The organism is Rhizobium sp. NPDC092011, from assembly GCF_044756305.1.
Lineage (GTDB): Bacteria > Pseudomonadota > Alphaproteobacteria > Rhizobiales > Rhizobiaceae > Rhizobium.
Window position 1 is genome coordinate 62,171 of record NZ_JBIVSO010000018.1, and the last position, 24,893, is coordinate 87,063.

26 protein-coding genes are annotated in these 24,893 nt (G+C 61.5%); 10 read left to right on the forward strand and 16 right to left on the reverse strand.

Annotated elements, in window-relative coordinates; genetic code table 11:
- Nucleotides 1–26: 26 nt before the first annotated feature.
- Together ACIQJ2_RS34155 and ACIQJ2_RS34160 are read right to left on the reverse strand one after the other, a co-directional pair.
- Nucleotides 27–398, reverse strand: a complete 372-nt coding sequence (locus ACIQJ2_RS34155; protein ID WP_023517476.1) for a type II toxin-antitoxin system RelE/ParE family toxin — start codon at nt 396–398, stop codon at nt 27–29.
- A complete protein-coding gene (locus ACIQJ2_RS34160) occupies nt 398–655 on the reverse strand; it encodes a CopG family transcriptional regulator (protein ID WP_151577033.1) in 258 nt (85 codons plus the stop codon). The genes ACIQJ2_RS34155 and ACIQJ2_RS34160 overlap by 1 nt, the downstream gene beginning before the upstream one ends.
- Before the next feature lie 295 nt (nt 656–950).
- Between ACIQJ2_RS34160 and ACIQJ2_RS34165 the strand changes: the two genes are divergently transcribed.
- The 3 genes from ACIQJ2_RS34165 to ACIQJ2_RS34175 all read left to right on the forward strand — a co-directional run bounded on the left by ACIQJ2_RS34165 (nt 951) and on the right by ACIQJ2_RS34175 (nt 2,972).
- A complete protein-coding gene (locus tag ACIQJ2_RS34165; RefSeq protein WP_151577032.1) occupies nt 951–1,487 on the forward strand; it encodes a hypothetical protein in 537 nt (178 codons plus the stop codon).
- A gap of 699 nt (nt 1,488–2,186) precedes the next feature.
- A complete protein-coding gene (locus ACIQJ2_RS34170) occupies nt 2,187–2,510 on the forward strand; it encodes a DUF736 family protein (RefSeq protein WP_134653370.1) in 324 nt (107 codons plus the stop codon).
- A gap of 261 nt (nt 2,511–2,771) precedes the next feature.
- A complete protein-coding gene (locus ACIQJ2_RS34175; RefSeq protein ID WP_151577031.1) occupies nt 2,772–2,972 on the forward strand; it encodes a hypothetical protein in 201 nt (66 codons plus the stop codon).
- Between the two features lie 105 nt (nt 2,973–3,077).
- On the opposite strand, the gene ACIQJ2_RS34180 is transcribed toward ACIQJ2_RS34175, so the two are convergent.
- Nucleotides 3,078–3,344 (reverse strand): WGR domain-containing protein, encoded by a 267-nt coding sequence (locus tag ACIQJ2_RS34180; RefSeq protein WP_151577030.1) that lies wholly within the window; start codon nt 3,342–3,344, stop codon nt 3,078–3,080.
- Nucleotides 3,345–3,847: 503 nt separating this feature from the next.
- On the opposite strand from ACIQJ2_RS34180, the gene ACIQJ2_RS34185 reads away from it, so the two are divergent.
- Together ACIQJ2_RS34185 and ACIQJ2_RS34190 are read left to right on the forward strand one after the other, a co-directional pair.
- Complete coding sequence (locus ACIQJ2_RS34185; protein WP_151577029.1) at nt 3,848–4,288, forward strand: hypothetical protein; 441 nt, start codon at nt 3,848–3,850, stop codon at nt 4,286–4,288.
- A gap of 215 nt (nt 4,289–4,503) precedes the next feature.
- Nucleotides 4,504–4,860, forward strand: a complete 357-nt coding sequence (locus tag ACIQJ2_RS34190; protein WP_151577028.1) for a hypothetical protein — start codon at nt 4,504–4,506, stop codon at nt 4,858–4,860.
- Nucleotides 4,861–4,948: 88 nt separating this feature from the next.
- Here the strand turns inward: ACIQJ2_RS34190 and ubiA are convergent, their stop codons facing one another.
- The 5 genes from ubiA to ACIQJ2_RS34215 all read right to left on the reverse strand — a co-directional run bounded on the left by ubiA (nt 4,949) and on the right by ACIQJ2_RS34215 (nt 9,038).
- On the reverse strand, nt 4,949–5,980 hold the full coding sequence (gene ubiA, locus ACIQJ2_RS34195; RefSeq protein ID WP_151577027.1) for a 4-hydroxybenzoate octaprenyltransferase: 1,032 nt from the start codon (nt 5,978–5,980) through the stop codon (nt 4,949–4,951).
- Between the two features lie 232 nt (nt 5,981–6,212).
- On the reverse strand, nt 6,213–6,455 hold the full coding sequence (locus tag ACIQJ2_RS34200; protein WP_400676505.1) for a hypothetical protein: 243 nt from the start codon (nt 6,453–6,455) through the stop codon (nt 6,213–6,215).
- A gap of 159 nt (nt 6,456–6,614) precedes the next feature.
- The gene (traG, locus tag ACIQJ2_RS34205) at nt 6,615–8,534 is read right to left on the reverse strand and encodes a Ti-type conjugative transfer system protein TraG (protein ID WP_400676503.1); all 1,920 of its coding nucleotides are present in this window, start codon (nt 8,532–8,534) and stop codon (nt 6,615–6,617) included.
- The gene (locus ACIQJ2_RS34210) at nt 8,531–8,761 is read right to left on the reverse strand and encodes a conjugal transfer protein TraD (protein WP_151577024.1); all 231 of its coding nucleotides are present in this window, start codon (nt 8,759–8,761) and stop codon (nt 8,531–8,533) included. The genes traG and ACIQJ2_RS34210 overlap by 4 nt, the downstream gene beginning before the upstream one ends.
- Nucleotides 8,751–9,038, reverse strand: coding sequence for a TraC family protein (locus tag ACIQJ2_RS34215; RefSeq protein WP_151577023.1), 288 nt, complete (start codon nt 9,036–9,038; stop codon nt 8,751–8,753). Before ACIQJ2_RS34215 ends, ACIQJ2_RS34210 begins: the two co-directional genes overlap by 11 nt.
- 223 nt (nt 9,039–9,261) lie before the next feature.
- On the opposite strand from ACIQJ2_RS34215, the gene traA reads away from it, so the two are divergent.
- From traA to ACIQJ2_RS34235, 4 genes are read left to right on the forward strand one after another with little or no spacing between them, the layout of a single operon-like run.
- Entirely contained in the window at nt 9,262–13,881 is a 4,620-nt protein-coding gene (gene traA / locus ACIQJ2_RS34220; RefSeq protein WP_151577022.1) for a Ti-type conjugative transfer relaxase TraA, read from the forward strand.
- A gap of 30 nt (nt 13,882–13,911) precedes the next feature.
- Nucleotides 13,912–14,181: a hypothetical protein gene (locus tag ACIQJ2_RS34225; protein ID WP_151577021.1), complete on the forward strand. Its 270-nt coding sequence runs from the start codon at nt 13,912–13,914 to the stop codon at nt 14,179–14,181.
- 2 nt (nt 14,182–14,183) lie between these two features.
- A complete protein-coding gene (locus tag ACIQJ2_RS34230) occupies nt 14,184–16,655 on the forward strand; it encodes a BID domain-containing T4SS effector (protein ID WP_151577020.1) in 2,472 nt (823 codons plus the stop codon).
- 33 nt (nt 16,656–16,688) lie between these two features.
- Nucleotides 16,689–17,018: a hypothetical protein gene (locus ACIQJ2_RS34235; RefSeq protein WP_400676499.1), complete on the forward strand. Its 330-nt coding sequence runs from the start codon at nt 16,689–16,691 to the stop codon at nt 17,016–17,018.
- An 89-nt stretch (nt 17,019–17,107) separates the two neighbouring features.
- Here the strand turns inward: ACIQJ2_RS34235 and ACIQJ2_RS34240 are convergent, their stop codons facing one another.
- A complete protein-coding gene (locus ACIQJ2_RS34240; RefSeq protein WP_006473114.1) occupies nt 17,108–17,764 on the reverse strand; it encodes an acyl-homoserine-lactone synthase in 657 nt (218 codons plus the stop codon).
- 74 nt (nt 17,765–17,838) lie between these two features.
- Nucleotides 17,839–18,576, reverse strand: coding sequence for a LuxR family transcriptional regulator (locus ACIQJ2_RS34245; RefSeq protein WP_006473113.1), 738 nt, complete (start codon nt 18,574–18,576; stop codon nt 17,839–17,841).
- Between the two features lie 282 nt (nt 18,577–18,858).
- Between ACIQJ2_RS34245 and ACIQJ2_RS34250 the strand changes: the two genes are divergently transcribed.
- Nucleotides 18,859–19,005, forward strand: a complete 147-nt coding sequence (locus ACIQJ2_RS34250) for a hypothetical protein (protein ID WP_192800569.1) — start codon at nt 18,859–18,861, stop codon at nt 19,003–19,005.
- 93 nt (nt 19,006–19,098) lie between these two features.
- Here ACIQJ2_RS34250 and ACIQJ2_RS34255 read toward each other — a convergent pair whose 3' ends face one another.
- The 6 genes from ACIQJ2_RS34255 to ACIQJ2_RS34280 form a co-directional block, all read right to left on the reverse strand.
- Nucleotides 19,099–20,556, reverse strand: coding sequence for an aspartate ammonia-lyase (locus ACIQJ2_RS34255; protein ID WP_006473112.1), 1,458 nt, complete (start codon nt 20,554–20,556; stop codon nt 19,099–19,101).
- A gap of 173 nt (nt 20,557–20,729) precedes the next feature.
- On the reverse strand, nt 20,730–21,038 hold the full coding sequence (locus tag ACIQJ2_RS34260; RefSeq protein WP_006473110.1) for an antibiotic biosynthesis monooxygenase: 309 nt from the start codon (nt 21,036–21,038) through the stop codon (nt 20,730–20,732).
- Nucleotides 21,039–21,069: 31 nt separating this feature from the next.
- Nucleotides 21,070–22,134 (reverse strand): ABC transporter ATP-binding protein, encoded by a 1,065-nt coding sequence (locus ACIQJ2_RS34265; protein ID WP_113731748.1) that lies wholly within the window; start codon nt 22,132–22,134, stop codon nt 21,070–21,072.
- 4 nt (nt 22,135–22,138) lie between these two features.
- A complete protein-coding gene (locus ACIQJ2_RS34270; protein ID WP_006473108.1) occupies nt 22,139–22,939 on the reverse strand; it encodes an ABC transporter permease in 801 nt (266 codons plus the stop codon).
- Nucleotides 22,932–23,756 carry an ABC transporter permease gene (locus tag ACIQJ2_RS34275; protein WP_006473107.1) on the reverse strand — a complete coding sequence of 275 codons (825 nt, stop codon included), beginning with the start codon at nt 23,754–23,756 and terminating at the stop codon, nt 22,932–22,934. The genes ACIQJ2_RS34270 and ACIQJ2_RS34275 overlap by 8 nt, the downstream gene beginning before the upstream one ends.
- Nucleotides 23,757–23,785: 29 nt before the next feature.
- Nucleotides 23,786–24,814, reverse strand: a complete 1,029-nt coding sequence (locus tag ACIQJ2_RS34280; RefSeq protein WP_006473106.1) for an ABC transporter substrate-binding protein — start codon at nt 24,812–24,814, stop codon at nt 23,786–23,788.
- Nucleotides 24,815–24,893: the final 79 nt, after the last annotated feature.

The following is a 24,893-nucleotide window of genomic DNA, read 5'->3' on the forward strand; positions in this document are numbered from 1 at the left end:
GGCGCTCAGCCCGGCGTCGAAGCGTCCTAGCGTTTCGGGCGAGGATGCCCCATCAGGCTCTCATATTCGCGGTCGGTCAATCGTTCGACGGTGCACAGCTGCGCGGGAATGTCCATCCGTTCGTGGAGAACAGCGGCGACGACAAAAGTTGCGTCGTCCACAACGATATAGGCAGCATAGTGATGCTCGATCTTGTGGAGGCGGAACAGGGAGTGGCCCACCCGCTCGTCCTTCTTCCTACGCACGCGGGCATAGGCTTCGGGAATCTCCTCGAAGCCTTTCCGAAGCAGGCGTCCATAGGCTTTCGCCTGCTGCGGCGACCAGATGCGCGCCGTCTCGCGGATCGCGAGGCGGTAGTTTTCCAGCGCGGTCGGCAGGATGAGGATGCGGGGAGCCACTAACGCTGCTCTTCGTCCAGTTCCGCGTCGACGGCGTCCAGGGCGGACAGGGGAAGCATCTCCCCGCGCCGAAACTCCTGCTCGGCCCGCAGCAGGGAGCGAACGGCATACAGCCGGTCCTCTTCGCGCGCCATATCCTCGCGAATCAGCGCGCGCACATATTCACTCGGCGTCGTGTACTGGTTCTTGCCGTTTGCGCGCATGTCGACGAAGGCGCGCATTTCATCGGGCAAACTCACATGCAGGCTGCTGGTCATGGCCGCGCCCTCCCGGTTGGAACTGTCGAGGCGGATTTTCCCGTACCGGAACCTCAATGTCAATATTTGACATCGGGCTGGCGCTGCCGGCGTTGGCCACAAACCTCATCAGACGACTGGCACGGTCGGTTCCCGCTTTCTTCCCGCGCAGCAAACGCCGGCCGAAGGCCGGTCCGATCGTCTGCCGGTCCGCGGAACGGCTTCGCCGTTCCGCTCCTGCGAGACGATGTGGTGGCCTAGAGGGGAGAGTTAGGCCGGGAGGGGGAGGCCTGTTGGTAGAAAAAGGAGAGCGACCATGGCGATGATATTCGTAGGCGGATCACGCGACATATTCGAACTGCCGGAACCGGTGATAGCACGCATCGGCGCGATGATCGCCGCCGAGCACGGCGTGCTGGTTGGCGATGCGCCCGGAGCCGACGCGGAGGCGCAGAGCCTGCTTGCCGGCTATGGTTATGAGCATGTCGGTGTCTTCCATGCCGGCAGCGAGCCGCGCAACAATCTCGGCGACTGGGCGGCATATCACTGGCCCGCGCCGGGAGGCGCGCACGGCTACGCCTTTTATGCCGAAAAGGACCGCGAGATGGCGCGGCGCGCCGATTACGGGCTGATGGTCTGGGATGGCGCTTCGCCGGGAACCTGCCTCAACATACTTCGCCTTGCGGCAGCCGGCTCGCCCTGCGTCGTCTACGACACGATGCGCAGCGCGACGTTCACGCTTCGGAACGTTCCCGATTGGCATGCGATGCTGCGCAATGCCGGCCGGGATCTGGTGGGGCGGATCGAGGCACGAATGACCGACGAGGAACGCCATCTCGCCAAGGGGAGATGACACGCCTGTTCGGCGGCTGGCGTGTCCGCCCGCCGACAGCACGCCGGCGTTTGCCGATGATCCCCGTGGCTTCCCGCCGCCCGTCAGGAAGCCGGCCCCTTGCGGGACCAGTCCGCTCGGCCTCTCCGGTGTCGTGCGCAGAAAGATCGTCTTCTCGCCTTCTTCGCCGCCGGGGCGACGGCCAGGACCGATGCGGAAGATAATGCCTGTCTCGAAGGCCTCCATCCGGGTCGAGACGCGGCATATCGGACCCGCTGCACGTCTCACCCCAGTCCCAACCCACGCCGTCGAACACCGGGCGCTTGCGATGACGTCGGCACCCCGGAGCGCCCTTGCGGGGTGGTCGTGCGGGAAGGGCGGCGAAGGCAAAGGCCGGCAGACCGACAGGCAAAGGCGCATCCACGAACCGTCGCAGCGCTGGCGGAGAGGCTGCAAGTCGGGACGCCAGGGCAGGCATCGCCTCCGGTTCCACCCGGCCCGTTCCCATTGATGCCGACTTTGTAGAGGACTGCCTGCTTTTGCGGCCAACCCCTGAAGGGGTAAGACTCGACAGAAATTTTTGCAAAATTCGATTTCGGTTTGTTCGCTTTGGCGGCAAATCGAATTTTGCAAAATTTTCCGCCGAGCTGACCGCAGCAGGACAGCCCTCTCCTTTGCCGCCATCGGGAACGGTCCCGATGGAACCGAAGGAGAACTACCATGGCATCCACGATCGCAAACCTCACCACCAAGGCCGACGGCTCGATGGAAGGCGTCTTCGCCACGCTCCGCGTCAATGCTCCGATCGCCGTCCTCCCCAACGCCCACAAGTCCCGCGAGGACGCCCCGGACTACCGCGTCATCAACAAGCGCACCGGGTTCGAGATCGGCGCGGGCTGGAACCGGGTCTCGCCGCGCAGCGGGGCAGAATACGTCTCGATCCGGATGGAGGCCCCCGAGATCGGCGTCATCTTCGGGAACCTGGCCCCCGCACCCGGCGGCGAAGACGGCAAGAAGGTGCTCCTCTGGAACAACCCGGAGTGAGCCGAACCGAACCGGCCCCGCAAGGGGCCGGCTTCCTCGCGTGCTTCCAGCCACGATCGCGAACTGGCGCGCATGTCAGGGTGCCCCACGAGAGGAAGGTCTGTCTGCTCAGAAAGACAAGTCTGCCATGACGAAGCGGCGCGCGTCAAAACCGCGCGGTACCCCCAATTTTTCCGCCGAACCGCTGAAGCGGCTCGACAAAAAAATCGGCTCCCCCACGCGCGAGCCGCTAAAGCGGGTTTTGACCCACACCACTTCGTCATGGCCGACACCGTCATCTTTCACATCAACAAGGAGATGACGACGATGACGAATGCCCTCGAAAACCACATCGAAGAACTGCGCCGCGAAGCGAACCACTGCGACCCGGCCGAGTCCGCCCAGATCGAGGCCGAGCTGGAACAGGCCCGCGCCGAACTGGCCGCGCTCATCGCCGCCGAAGAAGCCGAGCCTCCCCACTGAGGGAGGCTTTTGCTTGAACGATAGGGCCGATGCGCCGGATCGACCGGCGCCCCGGCCCGAGGCTGCGCCTCACCCCCGCGTCTCCATTCTCATCTTCGTCGTATATTACGCGCGCGCCGGTGCCTCGATGCGCTTCAGCCGGTATCCGTGGGCACGCCTCTCCCGCAGCAAGGCGAGAAACAGCGTGACCGCTTCCTCCTCCCGATCGAAATGATGGACCATCGTCCGACCTGATGTCCCGATCCTTCCCCAACGGCGCAGCAGACGCGGCGTGCCGAACAGTGTCGGTTCGATCGCGAGCGTATAGAAGCGCGCCATGTTCCGGTCGGGGTCCACACGCTCGACATAGAGGTGATAGGGCTGGATGAGCATTGTCGGAGAATCGCCTGTCCCGCTTCCGGCGTCCAACGACAGTTTTGAATCGATCCCGATGATCCGATTCATCTCCGTGATGGTTGGCGGCTTTGGATAGCGGGTGCTTCGGGCGAGCCGGCCTGCGGCCGACCGTGTGCTATTCGCTTCGCTCACGGAGCCCGCAAGCGGTCTCCGCCCATGCGGGTAACGCCCACATCTCGCAGGATGAAACGGCCGGATCGACCGGCCGTCTCATCACGAGGGGAATCCCCTCGCGCTCCCCGCCGGCTCGCCGCCGGACACGGACCGCGCCCCAGCGGGCGCGGGGGGCTCTTCTTCTGACGTCCAATGATACGCCAGCCCAACGGGCCTCAAGGACGGCGCGAATACGCTGGTTCTGATGTCGCCTTCGGGCGACATCAGAACCAGCGTATTCGCTTGCAAGCCGCGTTCCGCGGTCCTTGACCCCCGCCGGGCAACAACGTGGACACCTTCCGTCAGAAGACGAAAGGAGACATATCATGATGACGTTCAACGCACGCGCACTCGTCCCGACCATCGCTGGCTTCCGCGACGAAGTCCTCGCGAGCCGCGCCGCATGCACGGCCGCTTTCGCGGCCGCCCTGCATGACACGCTTGCCGCAAAGCTCGACAGAGCGGTTGCCGCTCTTCAACAGGAAGCCGAGACGGAAATGCGGCTCGCCGCCGGCAAGGGAACCGAGGACGGCGATTTCCTGTACGAGATTTACCACACCTGCACGACCTTCGAACATCTGTGGATGGAAAGCGGCCCGATCTCGATCCTCGATGAGATTTACGAGGATGTTGTCGCGGAGGGAGAAACCTGCCGGGTCGGTCTGGACTACACCGTCATTCCCGCCGAGCAGCTGGGAGACTTCGGCGAAATCCTCGACCGCATCCGGCGCGAGACCGGCATCGAGTTCATTGCCGCGCGCGTCTGAACAACAAGAAGGGAGGCGTTCCCGCCTCCCTTCATTCTTACATCTGGGAAAGCATCGCCCTGTTGCGGCGTCGTAGGCTGATCCCCTCAACAGGACATGTGCGTCGTCGATCTTTGCTTGCCTGGCCCATCCGCCGAGACTAGACTCACTGAAATCCGAGAGTATGCGCCGTCTGTCGATGTTGGCGCGACCTTTCAGAAAAGGGCGTTGTCGCGATGATCGAAGAACAAGCCATTGTCGATGTGAACGGACGGACCAACGAGCGGAGCCCGCTTTTTCGACTGCTGCGATATGTAGCCCGGGGGCTCGTTGCCATGCCGGTCGCAGTCGCGCGAGGCGTATTCTTTTGCGCTTGGTGCCTCGCCTATTCCGTCCTCAGCCTGCTTCGGCCGGTCGTAAATGTGCTGATGCTCGGCGGTCTCATCATGCCGCTGGTCGCATTCGTCGCCTTTGTGAAACCGGAGGCAGCCAATGGGATACCCTTCTGGGTTTTCCTCCTGATGGCCGCCGGCTTCGTCGGCGTCTCCATGGGCTATTCGAAATTCGTCGATTGGATCGAGCCGCCCCACTAGGCCCATCTGTCGTTGCTACACGGTGCGATCGCCGCGCCGGCGGTCATCGAACGCTCCCATGTCTTCGGCGCGGCCGAAGAATCCCTGATCAGACCAGAGGCTTGATCGCCACCCAAAGGCTGCCCAGCACCAGACCGAGGAAGATGAGCCAGCCGACGACATTGTTGGAGCGGAATAGGCGCAAGCACTGGTCGGGATCGTCGATGTCGAGCACGAGGATCTGGCGGATGAGATGCACCGCCGCCGCCAAAAGCCCGGCGAAGGCCAGCAGCGGCACCTGCGCCAGAGCGAAGGCACCCGCGAACCAGCTGATCGCACCGCCGTAAAGCAAAATCAGCGCCGTCTTGGTGTGCCGGCCGAACAGGCGCGCGGTCGAGCGCACGCCGACCAGCGCGTCGTCCTCCTTGTCCTGATGGGCGTAGATCGTATCGTAGCCGATGGTCCACAGGATCGCGCCGGCATAGAGCAGGAGCGGCGGCAGGCCGAGCGAGCCTTCCACCGCGGCCCAGCCCACCAGCGCGCCCCACGAAAAAGCCATGCCGAGCACGAACTGTGGCCAGTCGGTGATGCGCTTCATGAAGGGATAGATCGCGACGATGATCAGCGAGACCGCGCCGAGCGCCACTGAAAACCAGTTGAACTGCAACAGCACGACGAGGCCGAGCAGCGCCTGCAGGACGATGAAGATCTTCGCCTGTTTGCGTGTCACCTGCCCCGATGGAAGCGGACGCGAGCGGGTGCGGTCCACCTTGTCGTCGATATCCTGATCGACCAGATCATTGTAGGCGCAGCCTGCGCCGCGCATGGCGATGGCGCCGACCAGGAACAGAAACAGATGCCATAGCGAGGGCATGACAGCCCATGCGCCGTCGCCGGGCGTTGCGCGCGCGGCGGCCACCATGGCGGCGGACCACCAGCATGGCCAGAGCAGAAGCTGCCAGCCGATTGGGCGGTCCCACCGTGCAAGCTGGGCATAGGACCACAGCGACGTCGGCAAAACGCGGTAGACCCAATGGCCGGACGGCGCATCCTTCACCCGCCCGCGTGTCGCGCGCGACTGGATGTCGGACCCGAGCGCATCGCGCGACTGTTTACCCGAAATGACTTCTGGTTGTTGCATTGTCGTCCGTTTCCGTGGATTGGCCCTGATAGTTCGGGGCTCCCCGCTTTCGCGGAAAAATCGCATGGCCGCTTCTGCTTGCGCACGCGATGGGAAATTGAGACCCGAACGAACTGAAGGTTTACGGATCTCAGGTTGGCGGGGCAAGACATTAAAGTGCTGTTGACCCGTTCCGGCAGGGGCCCGGAGTTGATTGATGCGCCCCTCGCACGCACCCCATCTCCCCCATTGATTACTCCTTCCGTGACGACAGAATGCTCGCGATCGTTCCCACGACGATAAGGATCCCCGTCTGGATCAGCACCCATAGGTCCGGCCCGTAGACGACGCACCAGAGTGCGGCGAGCAGTGCGATCAGCACGCTGAGGATCAGGCACTTCACGCGCCACGACAGTCGCCTTCCCCGCTGAGACGTAAAAAGATAGAGCACGATCGCAATTGCAATCAGACCCCCGAGCGTAAACAATAGCTCCATGAAATTCCTCTCGATCTGAAATCATTCCGAGGCACGTATCGTTCTTCCCTTCCGAGTGACTTGATGGCCAATCGCCGAGCAACCGCATTTGGCAAAATAGTGATTTTGGTCCTTTCGGCCTCCCAAGTTCTTGCGGATGAAAGTCTGGTATCCGGGGTCTCAGGGCGCGCGCTTGACGAAGCGATTGGTCCTCGCGACGGAATCCATTTCCTTGCGTCGGAAATAGATCGCGCGCCCGCAGCGGATCGGGCTGTGTCCCTGCACGATGATGATCTGCTCGTCCTTGCGCATGGACTGGGTGATCTCGTGCGGCATGATCAATGGCCGGCGCTGGAAGTTCAGGCTTTCGGATTTCCGCGAGGAACTGTTTTTCGTATCCCAGCCGATATTGCGAGAACTGCCTTTCACCTCGACGGTCATTTCCCCGCATTGCGCCGAGACGTTGCGCGCCGTATCGAGCGCCTTGATGGCGGCATAGCTCGCGAAGGCGCAGCCGTCGATCCATGACACCGCGCCGTCCTTCCCAAAATGCCGCTCAAGCTGGCCGACGGACTGGTACATCAGCATCATGCTGATCCCGTATTTGCGGCCGCGATCGCGTGCTTCCTCCAGCACCCGCATATAGCCGAGCAAGTCGACCTCATCGAGCATGAACAGGGCTCGGCGCTGAAACGCGCCGTCGGCCTCGATCATCGCATTGATCAGCGAACCGATGATCACTCGGCCGATGCCCGGATAGGACCGCAGGATCGAAGCGGGGATATTGAGGAACACGTCTTTCTTGCCTTCGGCGATCTCGGACGATTTGAACGTGTTGCCGCAGACGAGGGCGGCGTAGTTGTCGAGGGAGAGCCACTGCGTATCCTTCGATGCCGTCGAATAGACGCCGCTGAAGGTTTGCTCCGTCATGTTGACGAACACGCCCAGCGTTTCACGAATGAAGGCGGAAGCCGAATGCTCCTGAACGTCGCGGAGCATGGCGAGTACGGAGGTCTCCGGTTCCGAAACGATCTGGCGCAGGCTGCGCAGATTGCGCCGATCGGCAAATTCCGGCGACAGCATCACATGCGCCAGAAGTCCGGTCAGCAGATTGTGCGCCTGGTTCTGGAAGTAGGAGCCGGTGGAACTTTCGAAGCGCACGCTTTCCGACAGCAGCATATGGGCGATGCCGACGATGTCCTCCTCCTTCTTCGTCGAAGTCTCGATCCCGTCGAGGACGTTGAAGCCCATGATCGGGTTGGTCGGATCGAGCACCATGACCTCGCGCCGCAACCTCTTCCGGCGATGCTCGACCACCATCGGCGCGACCTCGGTGGACGGATCGAGGCAAATTATCGGACCGGTATAACGCAGCGCGGTTGGCACGACGTTGCTGGTCGTCTTGTAGCCCCCGGACCCGGCGAAGAAGAGCATGTGCGTGGAATCGAAGTCTTGCTTGTAGGTGAGCAGCGGCGCTGTTCCGCCCTTGCCCCATGTCGACGGATCGTTCGGATCGAACGGCAGGGCGTGGACGAGTTCCTTGTCGACACGATACCGCTCACCGACGACGATCTCGCCATCGTCGGGAAAGAGCCGCGCGGCCGCAGCCATCGGCAGCCAATCGGCGTCGCCGAAGGTTCCAGACTTGGCGCGCTTGACCGGTTCGGGCACGACGCTGGAAATGCGGGCCGACACCGCCGCCGCCATGAACCCGACCGCCGCACTGGCCACCGCCACCATATCGAGGAAGGATAGCGCCTGATCCCAGCTCAATGCGCCGCGCTCGACATAAGGCGAAAGCCGGGCGATCTCGCGCAGTGCGTAAAACCCCACCATCAGCAGAAAGCAGATGAAGCTTGCCATCGCGATCGGCCGACGCCGATGCAGCGGCAGCGCCCAGACCGCGAGGAGCCCGGCGAGCGGTCCGAAGAGAAGGACCGGAACCGGCGACGCCCGCAGGAACCAATACTGCGTCTTCCCCGTCATGCCGGTCGCCAGCTCCGGCCAGCGCCAGTTGGCAACATAGAACGCAAAACCGGAAACGACGATCGGCACGAGAATGAGCAACAGGCTCGGATGCGGTTTTGCTCGTACCATCACTCCGCAGCCTCCATCATCGGCCGGCTGCCATCAAAGGCTGGTGCTTTGAAGGCTTCCTCGCCGACATCGCGCAGCCGCCGGTATTCCGGCGACCCTGACACAACGCGGGCCAGTTCGATTAGCCCGCCGAGCAGAAACGCCCGGTCGGCCTTCGACAGTCCAGCACGGACGACAATTCCGCCGAGCAGGAATTTCTCGCGGGCGTCCTTCTTGCGATCAGCCGTCATGAGAAACCTCCGTCGCCGCTCCAGTCCCGCCACCTGGCTGTCCACGCGGCGAAGCAGCTGCGCCACCAGCCCCTTTCTTCTCCGCTTTGCGAAATCGCGCGGCGATCTCTTCGAAGATGCGATCGACCTCCTCATCAGTGATCTCCATCTCCGCGAGCCCCGCCTTCGTGGCGGCGCGTGCAAATCGCTCGGCGGATTTTACTATCAAAGTTTTACGACGTTCACGCAGCTTCTCGATTTGCGCATCGATATCCAGAATTGACGATTTTGCAGCCATTTATAAGGTTTCCTCTCGTGGATCGAATATTATCGTTTGTCGATCATACTCACTAGAAAACGATAGTAAAATAAGCTACCTTGTGCAAGTCCCCAAAACGTCGATGCCGGAATTCCGGCTTGGGCCGTCTTCCGGAAAAGCGGCATCGGACCTGCGGTCCGATCGATTTGAGGGCGCAATATACGTCGCTGGCGCGACGTGCTTGGAAGGTCAGGAGACGGCAGTGGCGATCATGTTCGTCAGAGCGCAGGTGATCAGTAGAGGGGCGGGGCGCAGCATCGTCTCGGCCGCCGCCTACCGTCACCGTGCCCGGATGATGGACGAGCAGGTCGGAACCTCCTTCAGCTATCGCGGCGGCGCGGCCGAACTGAAGCATGAGGAACTGGCGCTGCCGGATCAGGTTCCGGCCTGGCTGCGGATCGCTATCGAAGGGAAGAGCGTTGCGGGCGCGAGCGAGGCGCTATGGAACGCGGTGGAGGCCTTCGAGACGCGGGCGGACGCCCAGCTTGCCCGCGAGCTGATCATCGCTCTACCGGAGGAACTGACACGGGCCGAGAACATCGCCCTGGTCCAGGAGTTCGTCCGGGACAATCTGACCTCGCAGGGGATGATCGCCGACTGGGTTTATCACGACAAGGACGGCAATCCGCACATTCATCTGATGACGGCGCTGCGGCCTCTGACGGAGGAGGGGTTCGGGCGAAAGAAGGTGCCGGTCCTCGGCGAAGACGGCGAGCCGCTACGCGTCATCACGCCAGACCGGCCGAACGGCAAGATCGTCTACAGGCTCTGGGCCGGCGACAAGGAGACGATGAAGGCGTGGAAGATCGGTTGGGCGGAAACGGCGAACCGGCATCTGGCGCTCGCCGGTCATGATATTCGTCTCGACGGCCGCTCCTACGCCGAGCAGGGCCTCGATGGTATTGCGCAGAAACATCTTGGTCCCGAAAAAGCGGCACTCGCCCGCAAGGGTGTCGAGATGTATTTCGCTCCGGCCGATCTGGCGCGGCGGCAGGACATGGCCGATCGGCTGCTCGCCGAGCCCGAGCTTTTGCTGAGGCAACTCGGTAACGAACGGTCCACCTTCGATGAGAAGGATATCGCCAAGGCGCTGCATCGCTATGTCGACGACCCCGAGGAATTCGCGAACATTCGCGCACGTCTGATGGCGTCCGATGAACTCGTTTTGTTGAAGCCGCAACGGGTGGATCGACAGACCGGCAAGGTGGCGGAGCCTGCCGTCTTCACCACGCGCGAGATCCTGCGCATCGAATACGACATGGCGCAGTCGGCGGAAGTCCTGTCGAAGCGTACCGGCTATGGTATTGCCGATGCGAAGGTTGCCGCCGCCGTGCGTCAGGTCGAAACCGCCGATCCCGAAAGGCCGTTCAAGCTGGACATGGAACAGGTCGCCGCCGTCCGCCACGTCACCGGCGATAGTGCGATTGCGGCCGTCGTCGGGCTTGCCGGCGCGGGAAAGTCTACGCTGCTTGCCGCCGCGCGTGTCGCCTGGGAAGGTGAACATCGTCGCGTCTTTGGCGCGGCCCTTGCCGGCAAGGCGGCAGAAGGGCTGGAAGACAGTTCCGGCATCAAGTCGCGCACGCTCGCGTCATGGGAATTGGCTTGGGAGAACGGCCGCGATCTCCTGGAACGCGGCAATGTCTTCGTCATCGACGAGGCGGGCATGGTCTCCTCGCAGCAGATGGCGCGCGTGCTGAAGGCGGTCGAGGATGCCGGCGCAAAGGTGGTTCTGGTCGGAGACGCCATGCAGCTTCAGCCGATCCAGGCCGGCGCGGCGTTCCGGGCGATATCGGAACGGATCGGTTCCGCCGAGCTTGCCGGTGTGCGTCGCCAGCGCGAGGGATGGGCGCGCGATGCTTCGCGTCTTTTCGCGCGTGGCAAAGTCGAGGAGGGGTTGGACGCCTATGCCCAGCGAGGACAGATCGTCGAAGCCGAGCAGCGCGTCGAAGTCGTCAAGCGAATCGTCACGGATTGGAGCGCGGCGCGCGAAGAGGCGATCGCGCGGTCGCAGGCGGAAGGTCATGACGGCCGGCTGCGGGGCGACGAGATGCTGGTGCTCGCCCATACCAACGAGGATGTGAAGCGTCTCAATGGAGAGCTGCGCGGCGTGATGAACGCGGCCGGTGCGCTGACCGCCGCACGCGAATTCCAGACAGAGCGCGGCGTTCGCGAGTTCGCCGCCGGCGATCGCATCATCTTTCTCGAAAATGCCCGCTTCCTCGAACCGAGGGCGCGCCGCCTCGGCCCGCAATATGTGAAGAACGGCATGCTCGGAACGGTCGTTGCGACCGGCGACCTGCGTGGTGGCCCGTTGCTGTCGGTCCGTCTCGACAATGGCCGCGACGTCGTCATTAGCGAGGACAGCTATCGCAATATCGATCACGGCTATGCCGCGACGATCCACAAATCGCAGGGTGCCACCGTCGACCGGACCTTCGTGCTCGCCACCGGCATGATGGACCAGCATCTCACCTATGTGTCGATGACCCGTCACCGCGATCAGGCAACGCTTTATGCGGCGCGCGAGGATTTCGAGCCGAAGCTGGAATGGGGCCGCAAGCCGCGCGCCGATCACGCCGCCGGCGTCACTGGTGAGCTTGTGGAGACTGACGAGGCGAAGTTCCGGCCGGACGATGAGGATGCCAAGGAAAGCCCCTATGCCGATGTCCGCGCGGATGACGGAACCGTCCAGCGTGTCTGGGGTGTGAGCCTACCGAAGGCGCTGGCGAAGGGCGGCGTTTTTGTCGGCGATACGGTCACGCTTCGCAAGGATGGTACCGAAACGGTCAAGGTGGATGTTGTCGTCACCGATGAGGAGACAGGCGAAAAGCGGACAGAGACGCGCGAGGTCGAGCGAAATGTTTGGACTGCAGAGCAGAAGGAAGCGGCAGATGCCCGCCAGGAGCGGATCGAGCGCGAAAGCCATCGGCCGGACCTGTTCAAGCAGATGGTCGAGCGTCTCGGCCGTTCGGGGGCGAAGACCACGACGCTCGATTTCGGAAGCGAGGCTGGCTACCAGACGCATGCGCGCGACTTCGCTCGGCGCCGCGGTATCGAGACGCTCGCCGAGGTCGCGGCCGGGATGGAGGAGGGGGCATCCCGGCGGCTGGCCTGGCTTGCGGAGAAGCGAGGGCAGGTGGCGAAGCTGTGGGAGCGCGCCAGCGTGGCGTTCGGTTTCGCCATCGAGCGCGAGAAGAGCGTCTCGTACAATGAGGATCGTTCCGAAACCGTCGCGGCACAAGTTTCCACGGACCGGCCATACCTCATCGCGCCGACGACCCGGTTTGCCCGTAGCGTCGAGGAGGAAGCCCGCCGGGCGCAACTCGCCTCGGATCGCTGGAAGGAGCGGGAGACAATTCTCCGTCCGGTCCTGGAGAAAATCTATCGCGATCCTGACGGCGCCCTGGCCAGGCTGAATGTGCTGGCGTCGGATGCGGGCATGGAGCCGCGCCGCCTTGCTGAAGATCTTGCGGCGACGCCTCAGCGTCTCGGCCGTCTGCAAGGATCCGAGCATCTGGTCGATGGCCGCGCCGCGCGAGGCGAGCGCACTGCCGCAATGGCTGCTTTTTCGGATTTGCTGCCGCTGGCGCGTGCTCATGCGACGGAATTCCGCCGTCAGGCCGACCGCTTCGGCATTCGCGAGGAACAGAGGCGTGGGCATATGGCGCTATCCATCCCCGCGCTTTCGAAACCAGCCATGGCGCGCCTTGTCGAAATCGAGGCGGTCCGCGAGCGCGGTGGCCCCGACGCCTACAAGACCGCCTTCGCCTATGCGGTCGAGGACCGTTTGCTGGTCCAGGAGGTGAAGGCGGTCAATGAGGCGCTGACGGCGCGCTTTGGATGGTCCGCCTTTACGGAGAAGGCCGATACCATCGCCGAGCGCAACATGGTCGAGCGGATGCCGGACGATCTTGCTTCCGATCGACGCGAGAAACTGGCGCGGCTCTTCAATGTCGTGCGCCGCTTTGCCGAGGAACAGCATCTTGCGGAAAAGAAGGATCGCTCGAAGGTGGTCGCCGGCGCCAGCGTCGAGCCAGGGAAGGAGACGAGTGCCGTGTTGCCCTTTCTTGCCGCCGTGACGGAGTTCAAGACCTCGGTGGAAGACGAAGCGCGGGTGAGGGCGCGCGAGGTTGCCCACTACGGTCACAATCGCGCGGCTCTTGTCGAAACGGCCGGGCGCATCTGGCGCGATCCCGCCGGCGCCGTCGACAAGATCGAGACGCTGATCGTGAAAGGCTTCGAGGGCGAGCGGATCGCAGCGGCCGTTGCCAACGATCCCGCGGCCTATGGTGCGCTGCGCGGCTCCGATCGGATCATGGACAGATTGCTCGCTGTCGGCCGCGAGCGAAAAGACGCGCTTCAGGCTGTGCCGGAAGCGGAGAGCCGCGTCCGGTCGCTGGGCTCGTCCTATGCCACAGCCCTCGCGACAGTGACCCAGACAATTTCAGAAGAGCGCCAACGGATGAGCGTGGCCATTCCGGGATTGTCGCCGGCGGCCGACGAGGCGTTGCGCGAGCTTGCGGCGGTTATGAAGAAGAAGGACGCCAAGCTCAATGTCGCAGCCGGATCGCTCGATGCCCGCATCTGGGAGGAGTTTGCCGGTGTCAGCCGATCGCTCGATCTGCGGTTCGGCCGCGATGCCATTCTGCGCGGTGAAAAGGACGTGATCAACCGCGTGTCGCCTGGGCAGCGCCGTCCATTCGAAGCGATGCAGGAGCGCCTGAAGATATTACAGCAGACCGTCCGCATGGGCAGCAGCCAGCAGATAGTCGCGGAACGCCAGCGCCGCGCGATCGACCGCGGCCGTGGCGTCATCCGGTAAGTATTTCGACGATTAGAGAAGGAGAAGAGTATGACGGAACAGGAAGCCTCTTACGACGCGATCGTCCGCGCCGAGATTGCCATCGAAATCCTCAACCAGGCACGGGCCATCATCACCGCGCGTGTCAATGAGCTCGAAGCCGCCGATCCCAATGCGGCCGACGGGCTTCGGTCCCGGCGCCGTGATCTGATCGCCCTGCAGCAAAGCATTACCGTTGACGATCTCGAATCTGTCGAGAGCGTTATCGCGCTCTGGGGGCCGCGCGTGAAGGACGACGCTCGGTTCTGGGCGGAGTTCTGATCATGGCGGACGATCAGGCAACCGGCCCGCTCTCGCTGGCGCGGAATGAGAGCATTTTCCGCAACGACATCCTTCCCGACTACCTGCCGGAGACGATGGGGCCGGCGGCGCGGCCGCGGATGATCTTGCTCGGCGGCCAGCCGGGGGCTGGCAAGACGGCTGTTCTGATCGCGAGCCAGACGGAGCTCGAACAATCGGGGCCGACGATCCGCATCGTCGGCGACGATCTGCGCTCCTATCACCCCCAGTTTCGTGCGTTCCAGAAACAGAATCCGGAGACGGCGTCGCAGTTCACGCAAACCGATGCTGGCCGGTGGACGGAAAAACTGCTGGCGGCGGCGGCCGAGCGCAAGGTGAACATTGTCTTCGAAACCACGATGCGAACACCGGAGAATGTTGCCCGTGTTATCGGCATGGCCCGCGCCGCCGGTTACGAGGTGGAGGCTCGAGCGGTGGCCGTCAATCCGCGGCTCAGCTGGCAGGGAAATCATTTTCGTTTTGAGGAAATGCTGCATGCCGGCGACTCGGCCCGCATTCCGCCGCAGCATGTTCACGATGCGGCTGTCACCGGATTGCGCGTCAGCCTCGAAAAGCTTGAAAGCGAAAACCTGGTCGACCGTGTCCAGCTTCGAACGCGGGGTGGCATCGTCCTCTATGACAATGAGCGAGGCCCGGCCGGTTGGACGCAGCCCCCGGAGGCGCGGGCCACCCTCGAGCGCGAGCAAACGCGGCCGATGACGCGCGGCGAACTGCAGCGCTTCTCCGATGACTGGAGCCATGTTCTCGGCCGCATGGAGGAACGCCATGCGCCCGAGGACCGAATAGCGGCGGTCAGAACACGAGCCGTCGAGGACGTGAACCATCTTCTCGCGCAGCGGCGTGAGGCGGATGGCGACGATGGATCACGGCGTGGGCGATCGATCTTCCAGACACGCGCTGATGCGCTTGCGATGTTCGTCGAGCTCTACGACAATGCGCTACGCGACGCCGAGCGCCGCCCGATCGGCAACATCGAGGCGCATGCGGTCGGGCGACTGTCACAGAGTTACATGGCATTGAAACTGGTCGAAACCGCCCGCGACCTTGGCCTTTTGCCCGATGACAGCACGATCGTCGCAACACGCGCCATGGTTCAGGATAAGCGCGGTGCCCGAGAGTTTCCCGCCGCCCATCGCCTGCCGGCCGATCTCGCTGTCGAAATGCCGAATGGCGAGCGCAAGCGGCTGACCGAGCATTTCGATGTGGGGCTCAACCAGGTTGCCGTCGATCGCGATGTCTTCGCTCGAACGGACCGCCTGTCCCGCATGGCCAATGTCGTCGATTCCTGGCTGGAAACCGCCGGTATGCGCAAGACGCTGGTGCGGGCAGCAAACGCCGTCGCGTCCAGACGCATGTCGGCGAGTGCTGCCATGTCCGATATCGTGGAGCCGGGATACGCTGCAGCGGTGGCCCGCACCCGCCAGCGCCTGGATCGGAACATGGCACTTGCCGAGCGGACTACCATCGCGACCTCGATCGTCGATCAACGCGGTGAACCGTTCCGCGCGATGGTCGACGACCTGCGACTGCGAACCGGCGATCTTGAAAACCGGGCGCGGGCAAAGGCCATGATGGAGGCAATCCTCGATGAGACCGCGCGCCATGAACGGCTTGACGCCGAGCGGCGGCGCATGGCGGAGGAATTTGCGCGCGGCATAGCCGATAACGAGCGCAGTCTTGGTGAGCGTCGGTCAATCGGGCGCAGCGCCGGTCGCCCCGACGTTCTCGTGGCTGGTCGGCACCTTCCGGATCTGACCGAGAAGGAGATCGCCGACAAACTCGATGGCTCCGCACGCCTCGCCGACAAGCGCGCCGAGATCGAGAACCTTTCGCGGCTGGTCTTCGGCAATAGCCAGGCGGTGGCATCTTCGGTGGCGAGTATTCGCGATGCGCGAAGCGGTGCGGCTGCCGGAGACGAAGTGCGTGAGGGACGTCTCGGGGACATGGCCGGGGAAGGGAAAGGCTGGTTGCGGGGGCCAAGTCCCGCGCGGCAGTCCGCCGAAGCCCATGCGCCTCAGCTTGCGGCGGCGCTCGCGGATTACGGACATGCGGTGGATTTCGAGCGACACCAGATCGTGATCCAGCATCGTGAAGCGCAGGCGCGGCAGCGGGTCGAGATCCCGGCGCCATCGGCGAAGTTGACGGAAGTCCTGAGAAGCGACGGTCACGATCAGGTTCGTCGCCTGAACAGCGAACCGTCCCTACGTCGCGAGTTGGAGACGATGACGCTTGCGATCAGCAGGCGTCTATCGCCGGCAGACAGGGCAGATCTGAAGGAGGGCAATGTCGCTCGGCTCGCCTCGTCGCTCGGCGTGCCCCGCGACCAGGCCGCGTCACTGAGACAGGTCCATGAGCAGACACGGGCCGTGCAGGAGCGGAACCTTCGCCAGAACCGCGATCTCTCTCGTGGAAACCAGATCGGATTTCGCCGTTGATAGTAAGATCGGCTGGCTCATGGCCTGCCGACCTTGCCCCCGGTCTTGATCGTCCTATGGGACGAATCCATCTGTCTTGAAGGGCACGCGACCGGCCGGTTGCCATTCGACGCCGTTGGTCTGGACAGTGGTAACTGCAGCAAGCTGGCCTTGCAGCAGCATTCGAACGCCACAGAAGATGACCAGGTTCTGTCCTTCGACCCGCATCTGAAGGCCGGCATCGGCCGGCCGCAGGATCGCGCGGGCGTCCTCGAAGGTAAGGAGTTTGTCGGCGTCGGCGATAGCGACCGAAAGGCAATAACTGCAGCATTTCGCGCAAAGCTGTTCGGCGACGCATCGGGCATGTGCAATCGGGACGAATGATTCAGCGATATGTTTGTACATGGCAGAAAACCCAGGATTTCGAAGCGATCCGGCCGATCGGAGTGTATCTCCGGCCGGAATAAGGCATCTCACGCTGATATTCGCGCGAAGTCCGAAATAGTCCGGTTCGGAAAGGCGGGCCGGCGGTAGAGTCGCTCTGCTACGTTTAGCTTCTCCCGCATCTCGGCGAGGACACGGTTCGAAACCTCAAACGCGCCGCAGCAGACGGGTAAGCGGCCGTACCCGTCGGATCGACCGAGCTCATCGAGTTCCGCGCCGGCCTTTTGGTAAACGCGCTTCATATGCGGTTCGTAGTTCGAGATCATCGTATGGATGCCGCTGTCGAGCGCGACCTCGCACAATGCCAGAAGCAAAAGGCAAAACGCGCGATCGGGTCGTATTTCCGGTGCAATCGCGTCTTCGTCGATGCACATCCTTGTGCCTTCCCAGATGCCCGGTGCGACGAGGTCGCAGGCATCGGGAAACGTGTCCCTGAATACGTCATAGAGCAGAGTCGGGCCTGTCGTCGGCATCAGTCTGACGGAACCGAACAGCCGTCGCTTCTCCTCATCGCACCACAACAGATAGGCCGGGTGCAAATCGTCGTAGCGGTCGCGTTCGCGCAGGCCGGACACTGAAACCTCCCAACCCAGTTTGTCCGCGAAGACCTTCTTCCTGAGCCTGAACGACTGATCGAGGAGATCGCGATGTTTTTGGTACTCGTGAGCCTGAACAAGAATGTACATGCGTGCCTCCATAGGTTGATGGAGGTCATCATGCGGATCAAAAGACGCGCGATAAATTACCCAGATGGATACCCTTAGCTGGGGGTATTGCCAAACGGATGAATCAGGCGCAGCTGAATTGCTCTGGCGATCGCGTAGGTGATGGAGCCGCCGCCGAGCTTGTTCCTAGCGGATTTGAGGTAGGCCCGAGTGGTATGCTCTGACAGCTTTAGCAGGACGGCGATGTCTCCGCTGTCCTTGCCGAGCGCCCTCCAATGCAGGCACTCGATTTCGCGCGCTGAAAGTTGCGGAATAGGATCATGCGCGCCATAGAGTTCGAAGATCGCTTTGTGATGGATAAGAAAAGCGAGCTCCAGCCATTCTTCCTGATACTGGGCGATTGTTGCGCTCCAATCATCGCCTGTTAGGCGCGAATTCAGTGAGAGCAGTGCCCGCCGCGATTTGTCGACAATCGGGATCGAGTAGCCATTCGCGCCAATGTCATGGCGTTGCGCATCCAGCAGGAACGCGTGAGCCGTTGGCGGGACATCGACTTCGCGCCAGTCGAAGGGCAATTGACGTACGAGACCTTCGCGGAGAATGGGATCGATCTTGACGTAATCGCGCAGGAGATAACGGGAAATCCAGGCGGCGTCGTACGTCGTGCGCACATAGGGGGTATCGACGACGTCCACTATCGTGAATGCGAGGTGATATGTTGAGAAATCAACGCCGTATACTAGGTGGAATATCTGAAGTGCGTCTTGAACGCTATCGGCCTCCTCGACCTCGAGCATAATCCTGTCAAAGCGGGACCGTTTTTCTGCTTTCATTTAGTTGCTCCAGAAGTGCGGGGTACACCGATGCCCATGTCAGACTATTTCCCACTCAACAATAAGGTGTTATGTTATAACATCTCGCATAACATACATTATGGAACTTGATCGCCTTTGCCGCCGCGACGTACCTAGAGAACTTCCCGGGATCGATGAGCGTAGGATCATCGCAGGAGGCAGTTAAACGCCATCATCGCCATGAGCGAATTGTAGAGGGTATAAAACGGGGTTCGAGGAGGGCATGCCTGCACCCGAACTCGTCTCCGCGAGGAAATGTTCTTGTCTGTCGTATCCAATCTCTTCGGCGTCTGGGAAAAGGAACTGGCAGTGGGCCTAGGAATATCCGGGAGTGCAAAAGCAACCCGGTATGCGCTCACCCGGCAGGAATTGCTCGAACCCTTCCTCATTGGCGCTCTCAGAACCTGACCAGGGCTATTCAAGGGTGGCCGGCAGAAGACTTAGACGCGCTTATGCCGTGGGGCTTCGAGCCCGACACCATCAACTGAGCGTTATTCTCCTTCATTTGATGCGTCCACTTTTTTGATCCTTCCCAGCTTCAGCAGAACCAGAACGATGTGCCGGTCGCGTCAATCTCTGCGGATCAATGACTTCGGAAATCAAGAACTCAGAGATATCCGGGTTTCCGGCTATTACTTCTTGAATGGGTTTACCCGAGGCCAAAACTTCTTTCGCCAATTCAGCCGCGCGCTCATAGCCGATGGCGGGCGTCAAGGCAGTTGCGATGGCAGTGCTTGCGTCCAGATGCTTGCGGCAGACGTCCGGGTTGGCTGTGATACCAGCAATGCATTTCACCCGAAGCAGGTCTACGGCGTTGGTCAGAAGGTAAAGTGCATGAAGAATGTTATAGGCGATGACCGGCTCCATGACATTCAACTGGAGTTGACCGGCTTCAGCCGCAAGCGTGATTGTCAGGTCGTAACCAATGATCTGGAAAGCCACCTGGTTGACGACTTCCGGTACCACCGGATTGACCTTGCCGGGCATGATCGAGGAGCCGGGCTGAAGGGGCGGTAGGTTGATCTCATTCAAACCGCCACGAGGCCCGCTGGAAAGCAGGCGAAGGTCGTTGCAGATTTTCGACAGCTTCGTGGCCGTTCGCTTTAACATTCCGGAAAACAGGACGAATGCTCCGGTATCCCAGCAGGCTTCTATCAGGTTTTTGGCGGGAATCAGAGGAAGGCCGCAGATTGAACGAAGCTCCGCCACCGCGGCGGCCTGATATTCCGGATTGGTATTGATGCCGGTCCCGATCGCTGTGCCACCGAGATTGATTTCATGAAGAAAGGACGCGATCTCGCCAAGACGATCGACATCCTCGCGAAGCGTTGCGGCGAAAGCCTGGAGCTCCTGCCCAAGCGTCATCGGCACCGCATCCTGCAATTGCGTTCGCCCGAGCTTTATGACATCGGAAAAGAGCGCTCCCTTATTCTCGAATTCGTCTGAAAGCTGGGTAATTGCATCCTGCAATTGACGATAGGACAGCAGTATCGCCAAGCGTATCGCCGTCGGATAGACATCGTTCGTGGATTGCGAGAGATTGACGTCGTCGTTGGGGTGCAGGGAGCCATATTGTCCACGAGGCAATCCCATCAGATGCAGGCCACGATTGGCGATGACCTCGTTGATGTTCATGTTGGTCGAGGTGCCCGCGCCGCCTTGGAACACGTCGAGGGGAAACTCCTGCAGATGCTGGCCGTCAGCGATTTCCGCGCAGACCTGGCAGATAATGTCAACTTTCCGTTGGTCCAGCTCTCCAAGCCTGGCGTTCGCACGCGCGGCGGCCATCTTCACATAAGCGAGCGACTTGATGAAGTTGGGAAAATGATTGATCGCGATCCCTGAAACCGGGAAATTTGCGATACCCCGTGCCGTTTGTGGACCATAGTAAGCTTTTGCCGGGATCGCGACGGGCCCAAGTGGGTCCTTTTCAACACGTTCCATTGGCATGATATCCATCATGTTCATCTCTCGACACATTGGGACAGGGATGCGCCATGCATTTCGCATGGGTAATAGCAGCCGGAAGCCGTAGTCCTGTGTCGCCAAACTCTGAAGCTGCCGCACAGGAGGTTGCCCTTGGACACGCGGTGCCGTGGCATCCAAGGGCCCCCGGCAGAGTAAATATGGTGTCAAGGGCACCAGGTCGCTTCGTAGTGCACAGACCGGTCGTCGAAGCGCGTCAGGAACGCTTGCGTATCCAGCGGCACAACGGCCTTCGTGTTATCTTCGCCGGCAAAGGCCATGATCGAGTCCATCGACTCCCAGAATGTGATTTCGACAAACTCGACCTCACCGGTGTCGAGCGGACGCCGCATGAAATACGACCCTTTGTATCCCGCCACCCGATGAAGGGCGGGAAGCGTCGTCTTCGTGAGGAGTTCCTCGTATGAATCCGCCATTTCGGGCTTGGCCCATCCACGCCAGACGCGTCCAATCATGTTCATCTCCATTGTTCAGGGTTAAGGTTGTTCAATCTTCCAGGACGTGAATGCTGTCCGGCGAGATCTTGAGTTCCACCTTGTCACCGACCGCGTAGAACTGGCCCGCGGGGGCAAGGCAACGGATCATGTGTCCGCCGAGGTCGAGCACATAGCGGGTGCGCGCACCAAGGAAGATCTGTGTAACGACGGACGCGATCGGCGCTCCCCGGCTTAGCGCAGCGTTGTCGGGCACAGGCGCGAGGATGGCATCCTCCTGCCGGAACATGATGGTCGCCCGCTTCTTCGCCGAGGGCTGGGCCCTCAGCAGCAGAACCTGTCCGTCGCAAAGCAGCGCACGTGCGCCATCGCCATGGGGCTGCAATTCGGCATCGATGAGATTCGTCGATCCCATGAACGTGGCGGCAAACCGTGTTCGCGGCACCGAATAGAGGGCCTTCGGGGCTCCCTCCTGTTCGATCCTGCCGCCGTTGAGCAGGATGACGCGGTCCGAAAGGCTCAGCGCTTCTTCCTGATCGTGGGTCACGAACACGGTGGTAAGGCCGGTCTGCCGGTGCAGGAGGATCAACTCCTCCTGCATGCTTTCACGCAGCCGCGCATCGAGGTTCGAAAGCGGCTCGTCTAGCAGCAGGACCTGTGGAGAAGAAACCACCGCACGGGCAACCGCGACACGCTGTTGCTGGCCGCCCGAAAGAGCGCGGGGCCGCCGGTCGGTCAGATGGTCGAGCTGGACCAGCTTCAGCGCCGCGACTGCGCGGTCACGCTGTTCTGCCCGGTTGCCGATCTTGCGCATGCGCAACGGGAACATCACGTTCTCTAGGACCGTCAGATGCGGAAGCAGGGCATAGGATTGGAACACCATCGCGATGTCGCGAAGCTCGGGTGGCAAGCTTGTCGAATCCTTACCGCCGATGTGGATCGTCCCGCTCGTGGCCCCTTCCAGGCCCGCGATCATCCGCAGCAGGGTGGTCTTTCCGCATCCGCTCGGTCCAAGCAGGCTGACGAACTCGCCTTTCGCGATGGAAAGCGAAATGTTCTTGATCACCTGAACATTGCCGAAGGACTTGGAGATATTGTCGAGTTGTACAGCATTCATGATATCACCCCGCCACGCGTTGGATGCCGAGCACGCGATCAATGACAAAGATGAGCAGGACGGTCAGTCCGATCATCAGGGCCGACGCGGCAGCGATGGATGGGTCAGGGCTGTATTCAAGCTGTGTGTAGATCTGAATGGGCAACGTGATGACCTCTGGTGAGCGAAGGAACAGGGAGACGATCGCTTCGTCGAAGGATATGTTGAAGGCGAAGAACGCCCCGGCCGCGATGCCCGGCATTGCTTGCGGCACGACGACGTGAAGGATGGCCTTCCACGGTCCCGCTCCCATCGTCCGCGCAGCCTCTTCGAGATATCTGTCGGAGGTGGATAGAACGGCGAGGGTCGTACGGATAACGTAGGGAACGGCGATGACGGTATGACCGATCCACAGGGCCGCAAACGAGGTGCGCCCGAAATAGGCACTCCAGAAGATAAGCAGTCCCAATGCGAAGATGATTGTCGGTAGCACCAGCGGCGCCAGAAAAAGGGCCGAAAGCACAGACGTGCCCGGCAATCTCCCCCTGTGGATCACGGTCGCGACCGAAGCGCCGATGATCGTCGCGGAGATCGTCACGACCACCGCCAGCTTCAGGCTGGTGATAGCTGCGCCCATGTATACGGACGAGGAAAGCACCGCCTCGTACCACCGCAGGCTCAGCCCTTGAGGCGGAAAGGTGATGTAGTCGCCGGCCGTGAAGGAGACGCCGACGACCACTGCCAGCGGACCTAGGACAAAGGCAACGATTGCGACAAGATAGATGACCGCCGCAATGCGGACAGACATGGGGGCGGATTCAACCATTGGCGCGCCTCGACAGTCTTGCATAGGGGATGAGAAGCATGAGGACACCGACAACGAGGATGATGGATTGAGCGGCGGCGAAGGGCCAGTCCAGCGTGCGGGTTGCTGTTTCGTAGATCGAACCGGCCAGAACCGGCAGGCGCGCACCCCCGAGCAGCGAAGGCGTGATGAAATAACTGGCCGACAGGGTGAAGACGAGAAGCGAACCGGCAATCACCCCCGGAATGGCAAGCGGCAGGACGACCAGGCGCAGCGACTTCAGGAATGTGCAACCCATGACGCGGGACGCTTCTTCCAGACGGATGTCGATACGCATGACGACGCCGAGAATCGACAGGACCATGAAGGGAAACAGCACCTGCGTCATACCCAGGACAACCGCGGTCTCGGTCTGCATGAGTGAGTAGTTACGCCTGACCAATCCGAGCATATTGAGCGTATCGGGTATCAGCCCGCCGCGGCCGAGCAGGACCATCCAGCCGAAGGTTCGAACCACGACGCTGGTCATGAGAGGCAGCGTAATGCTGATAATCAGCCACAGGCGGAGCCGTGCGGAGCCGCGCGCCATGATGTAGGCGAGCGGGAAACCGGCCACGATGCACAGCGCCGTGATGATGAGCGAGAGCTTTACGGTCCGCCAGGCGATTTCGAGATAAAAAGGATCGGTCAGAAACCGGCTCAGGTGTGTCGCCGTGAGCACCCCGTTAGCATCCCTGACACCGAGAAGCAATATCCCGGCGACAGGAATGAGAAACCCCACCACAAGGAGGAGAAACCCGGGCGCAGCAATGAGAAGATCGGTTCGGAGTTTGTTCATGTCTACCCCCTTGGTTTCTCCTCTGATCTTCAGCGCGAGATCAACTTCTTCCAGTTTTCGATGAGAGCGTTGCGGATTTCGTCAACCTGCACAGGATCGAACCGGACCATCGATTTGATCGCGTCGCCGTAGACCACATCCTGCGCCACATCCGGCGTTAGTTCGGTCTTGCTGTTGGTGGGCGAGTAGCGCATCTCGCGGGCGAATGCCGCCTGCACCTCGGGCGACAATTCGAAATCGATGAGCTTCTTGGCTAGATCTTGGTTCGGGCGATTGGCAACGAGATTGGCGGTGAAGTACACGGCGGGAGCGCCTTCCTTGGGGATTATGAACTTCACCGGAAGGCCGCTCTGGCGGATGGTGTAGGCATAATCCTGGGCGAAAGCCGCCAACCAGGCATCGTTCTGCGCGAAGTTCTGTTGGACCTCGGGAGACGAACTGATGATGACGGATCGATCGAGCAGCTCGCCAGCTTTCTTGAGGCCAGGCGCTGTGTCGGCGAGCGTTCCGCCCCAGATCTGATTCATCATCAGGAGTCCGAGCATGCCGAAGGAGTTGGACAGGTCCGTCAAGATGAGGTGATCGCCATACTCCTCGCTCCACAGATCCTTCCAGGAATCCGGGGCTCTCGGCACCTTTTCCTCGTTGTAAAGCAGGCCGACCGTTGTCACGAGGTGAACTGGTCCCTCCCCTCTGGCCAATCCTTCGGCGGCGAAGGGATATAGGTCGCTGGCGTTGGTGAGTTCTTCCGGCTTGATCGGCGCCAGAAGCCCCTCCCTCGCGGCGATCACCTCCTGGCCGCCTGAGAAATGTACCACGTCGTATTGCGGGGCATCCCTCTGTGCTCGCAATTGCGCGAGCGTATCGGCCGAGTAGAGCGTGACCACCTCGATCTTGACGTTGTTCGCCTTCTCGAAGGGTTCGAAGACAAGTTTCTTATGCAGCTTCTCATAGGGGCCACCCCAGGAATTGACGACTAGGGTCGGCTTTTCCTGAGCGAAGCTTGCTGTCGTGGTCAGCATCATGACCATCGCGATGGATGACAGGTATTTTTTCATTATAGTTCCCCTTTTCTTTGGTCGGTTGATCATCAGTTCCCCCGCTTTTGCCTTTTGGCCTTTTTAAATTTTCGGTGCA

Coding starts and splice junctions, on each gene's coding strand:
- ACIQJ2_RS34160 (WP_151577033.1), bottom strand. CDS start 655: ATGACCAGCAGCCTGCATGTGAGTTTGCCCGATGAAATGCGCGCCTTC.
- ACIQJ2_RS34165 (WP_151577032.1), top strand. CDS start 951: ATGGCGATGATATTCGTAGGCGGATCACGCGACATATTCGAACTGCCG.
- ACIQJ2_RS34170 (WP_134653370.1), top strand. CDS start 2,187: ATGGCATCCACGATCGCAAACCTCACCACCAAGGCCGACGGCTCGATG.
- ACIQJ2_RS34175 (WP_151577031.1), top strand. CDS start 2,772: ATGGCCGACACCGTCATCTTTCACATCAACAAGGAGATGACGACGATG.
- ACIQJ2_RS34180 (WP_151577030.1), bottom strand. CDS start 3,344: ATGCTCATCCAGCCCTATCACCTCTATGTCGAGCGTGTGGACCCCGAC.
- ACIQJ2_RS34185 (WP_151577029.1), top strand. CDS start 3,848: ATGATGACGTTCAACGCACGCGCACTCGTCCCGACCATCGCTGGCTTC.
- ACIQJ2_RS34190 (WP_151577028.1), top strand. CDS start 4,504: ATGATCGAAGAACAAGCCATTGTCGATGTGAACGGACGGACCAACGAG.
- ubiA (WP_151577027.1), bottom strand. CDS start 5,980: ATGCAACAACCAGAAGTCATTTCGGGTAAACAGTCGCGCGATGCGCTC.
- ACIQJ2_RS34200 (WP_400676505.1), bottom strand. CDS start 6,455: ATGGAGCTATTGTTTACGCTCGGGGGTCTGATTGCAATTGCGATCGTG.
- ACIQJ2_RS34210 (WP_151577024.1), bottom strand. CDS start 8,761: ATGACGGCTGATCGCAAGAAGGACGCCCGCGAGAAATTCCTGCTCGGC.
- ACIQJ2_RS34215 (WP_151577023.1), bottom strand. CDS start 9,038: ATGGCTGCAAAATCGTCAATTCTGGATATCGATGCGCAAATCGAGAAG.
- ACIQJ2_RS34225 (WP_151577021.1), top strand. CDS start 13,912: ATGACGGAACAGGAAGCCTCTTACGACGCGATCGTCCGCGCCGAGATT.
- ACIQJ2_RS34230 (WP_151577020.1), top strand. CDS start 14,184: ATGGCGGACGATCAGGCAACCGGCCCGCTCTCGCTGGCGCGGAATGAG.
- ACIQJ2_RS34240 (WP_006473114.1), bottom strand. CDS start 17,764: ATGTACATTCTTGTTCAGGCTCACGAGTACCAAAAACATCGCGATCTC.
- ACIQJ2_RS34245 (WP_006473113.1), bottom strand. CDS start 18,576: ATGAAAGCAGAAAAACGGTCCCGCTTTGACAGGATTATGCTCGAGGTC.
- ACIQJ2_RS34255 (WP_006473112.1), bottom strand. CDS start 20,556: ATGGATATCATGCCAATGGAACGTGTTGAAAAGGACCCACTTGGGCCC.
- ACIQJ2_RS34260 (WP_006473110.1), bottom strand. CDS start 21,038: ATGATTGGACGCGTCTGGCGTGGATGGGCCAAGCCCGAAATGGCGGAT.
- ACIQJ2_RS34265 (WP_113731748.1), bottom strand. CDS start 22,134: ATGAATGCTGTACAACTCGACAATATCTCCAAGTCCTTCGGCAATGTT.
- ACIQJ2_RS34270 (WP_006473108.1), bottom strand. CDS start 22,939: ATGGTTGAATCCGCCCCCATGTCTGTCCGCATTGCGGCGGTCATCTAT.
- ACIQJ2_RS34275 (WP_006473107.1), bottom strand. CDS start 23,756: ATGAACAAACTCCGAACCGATCTTCTCATTGCTGCGCCCGGGTTTCTC.
- ACIQJ2_RS34280 (WP_006473106.1), bottom strand. CDS start 24,814: ATGAAAAAATACCTGTCATCCATCGCGATGGTCATGATGCTGACCACG.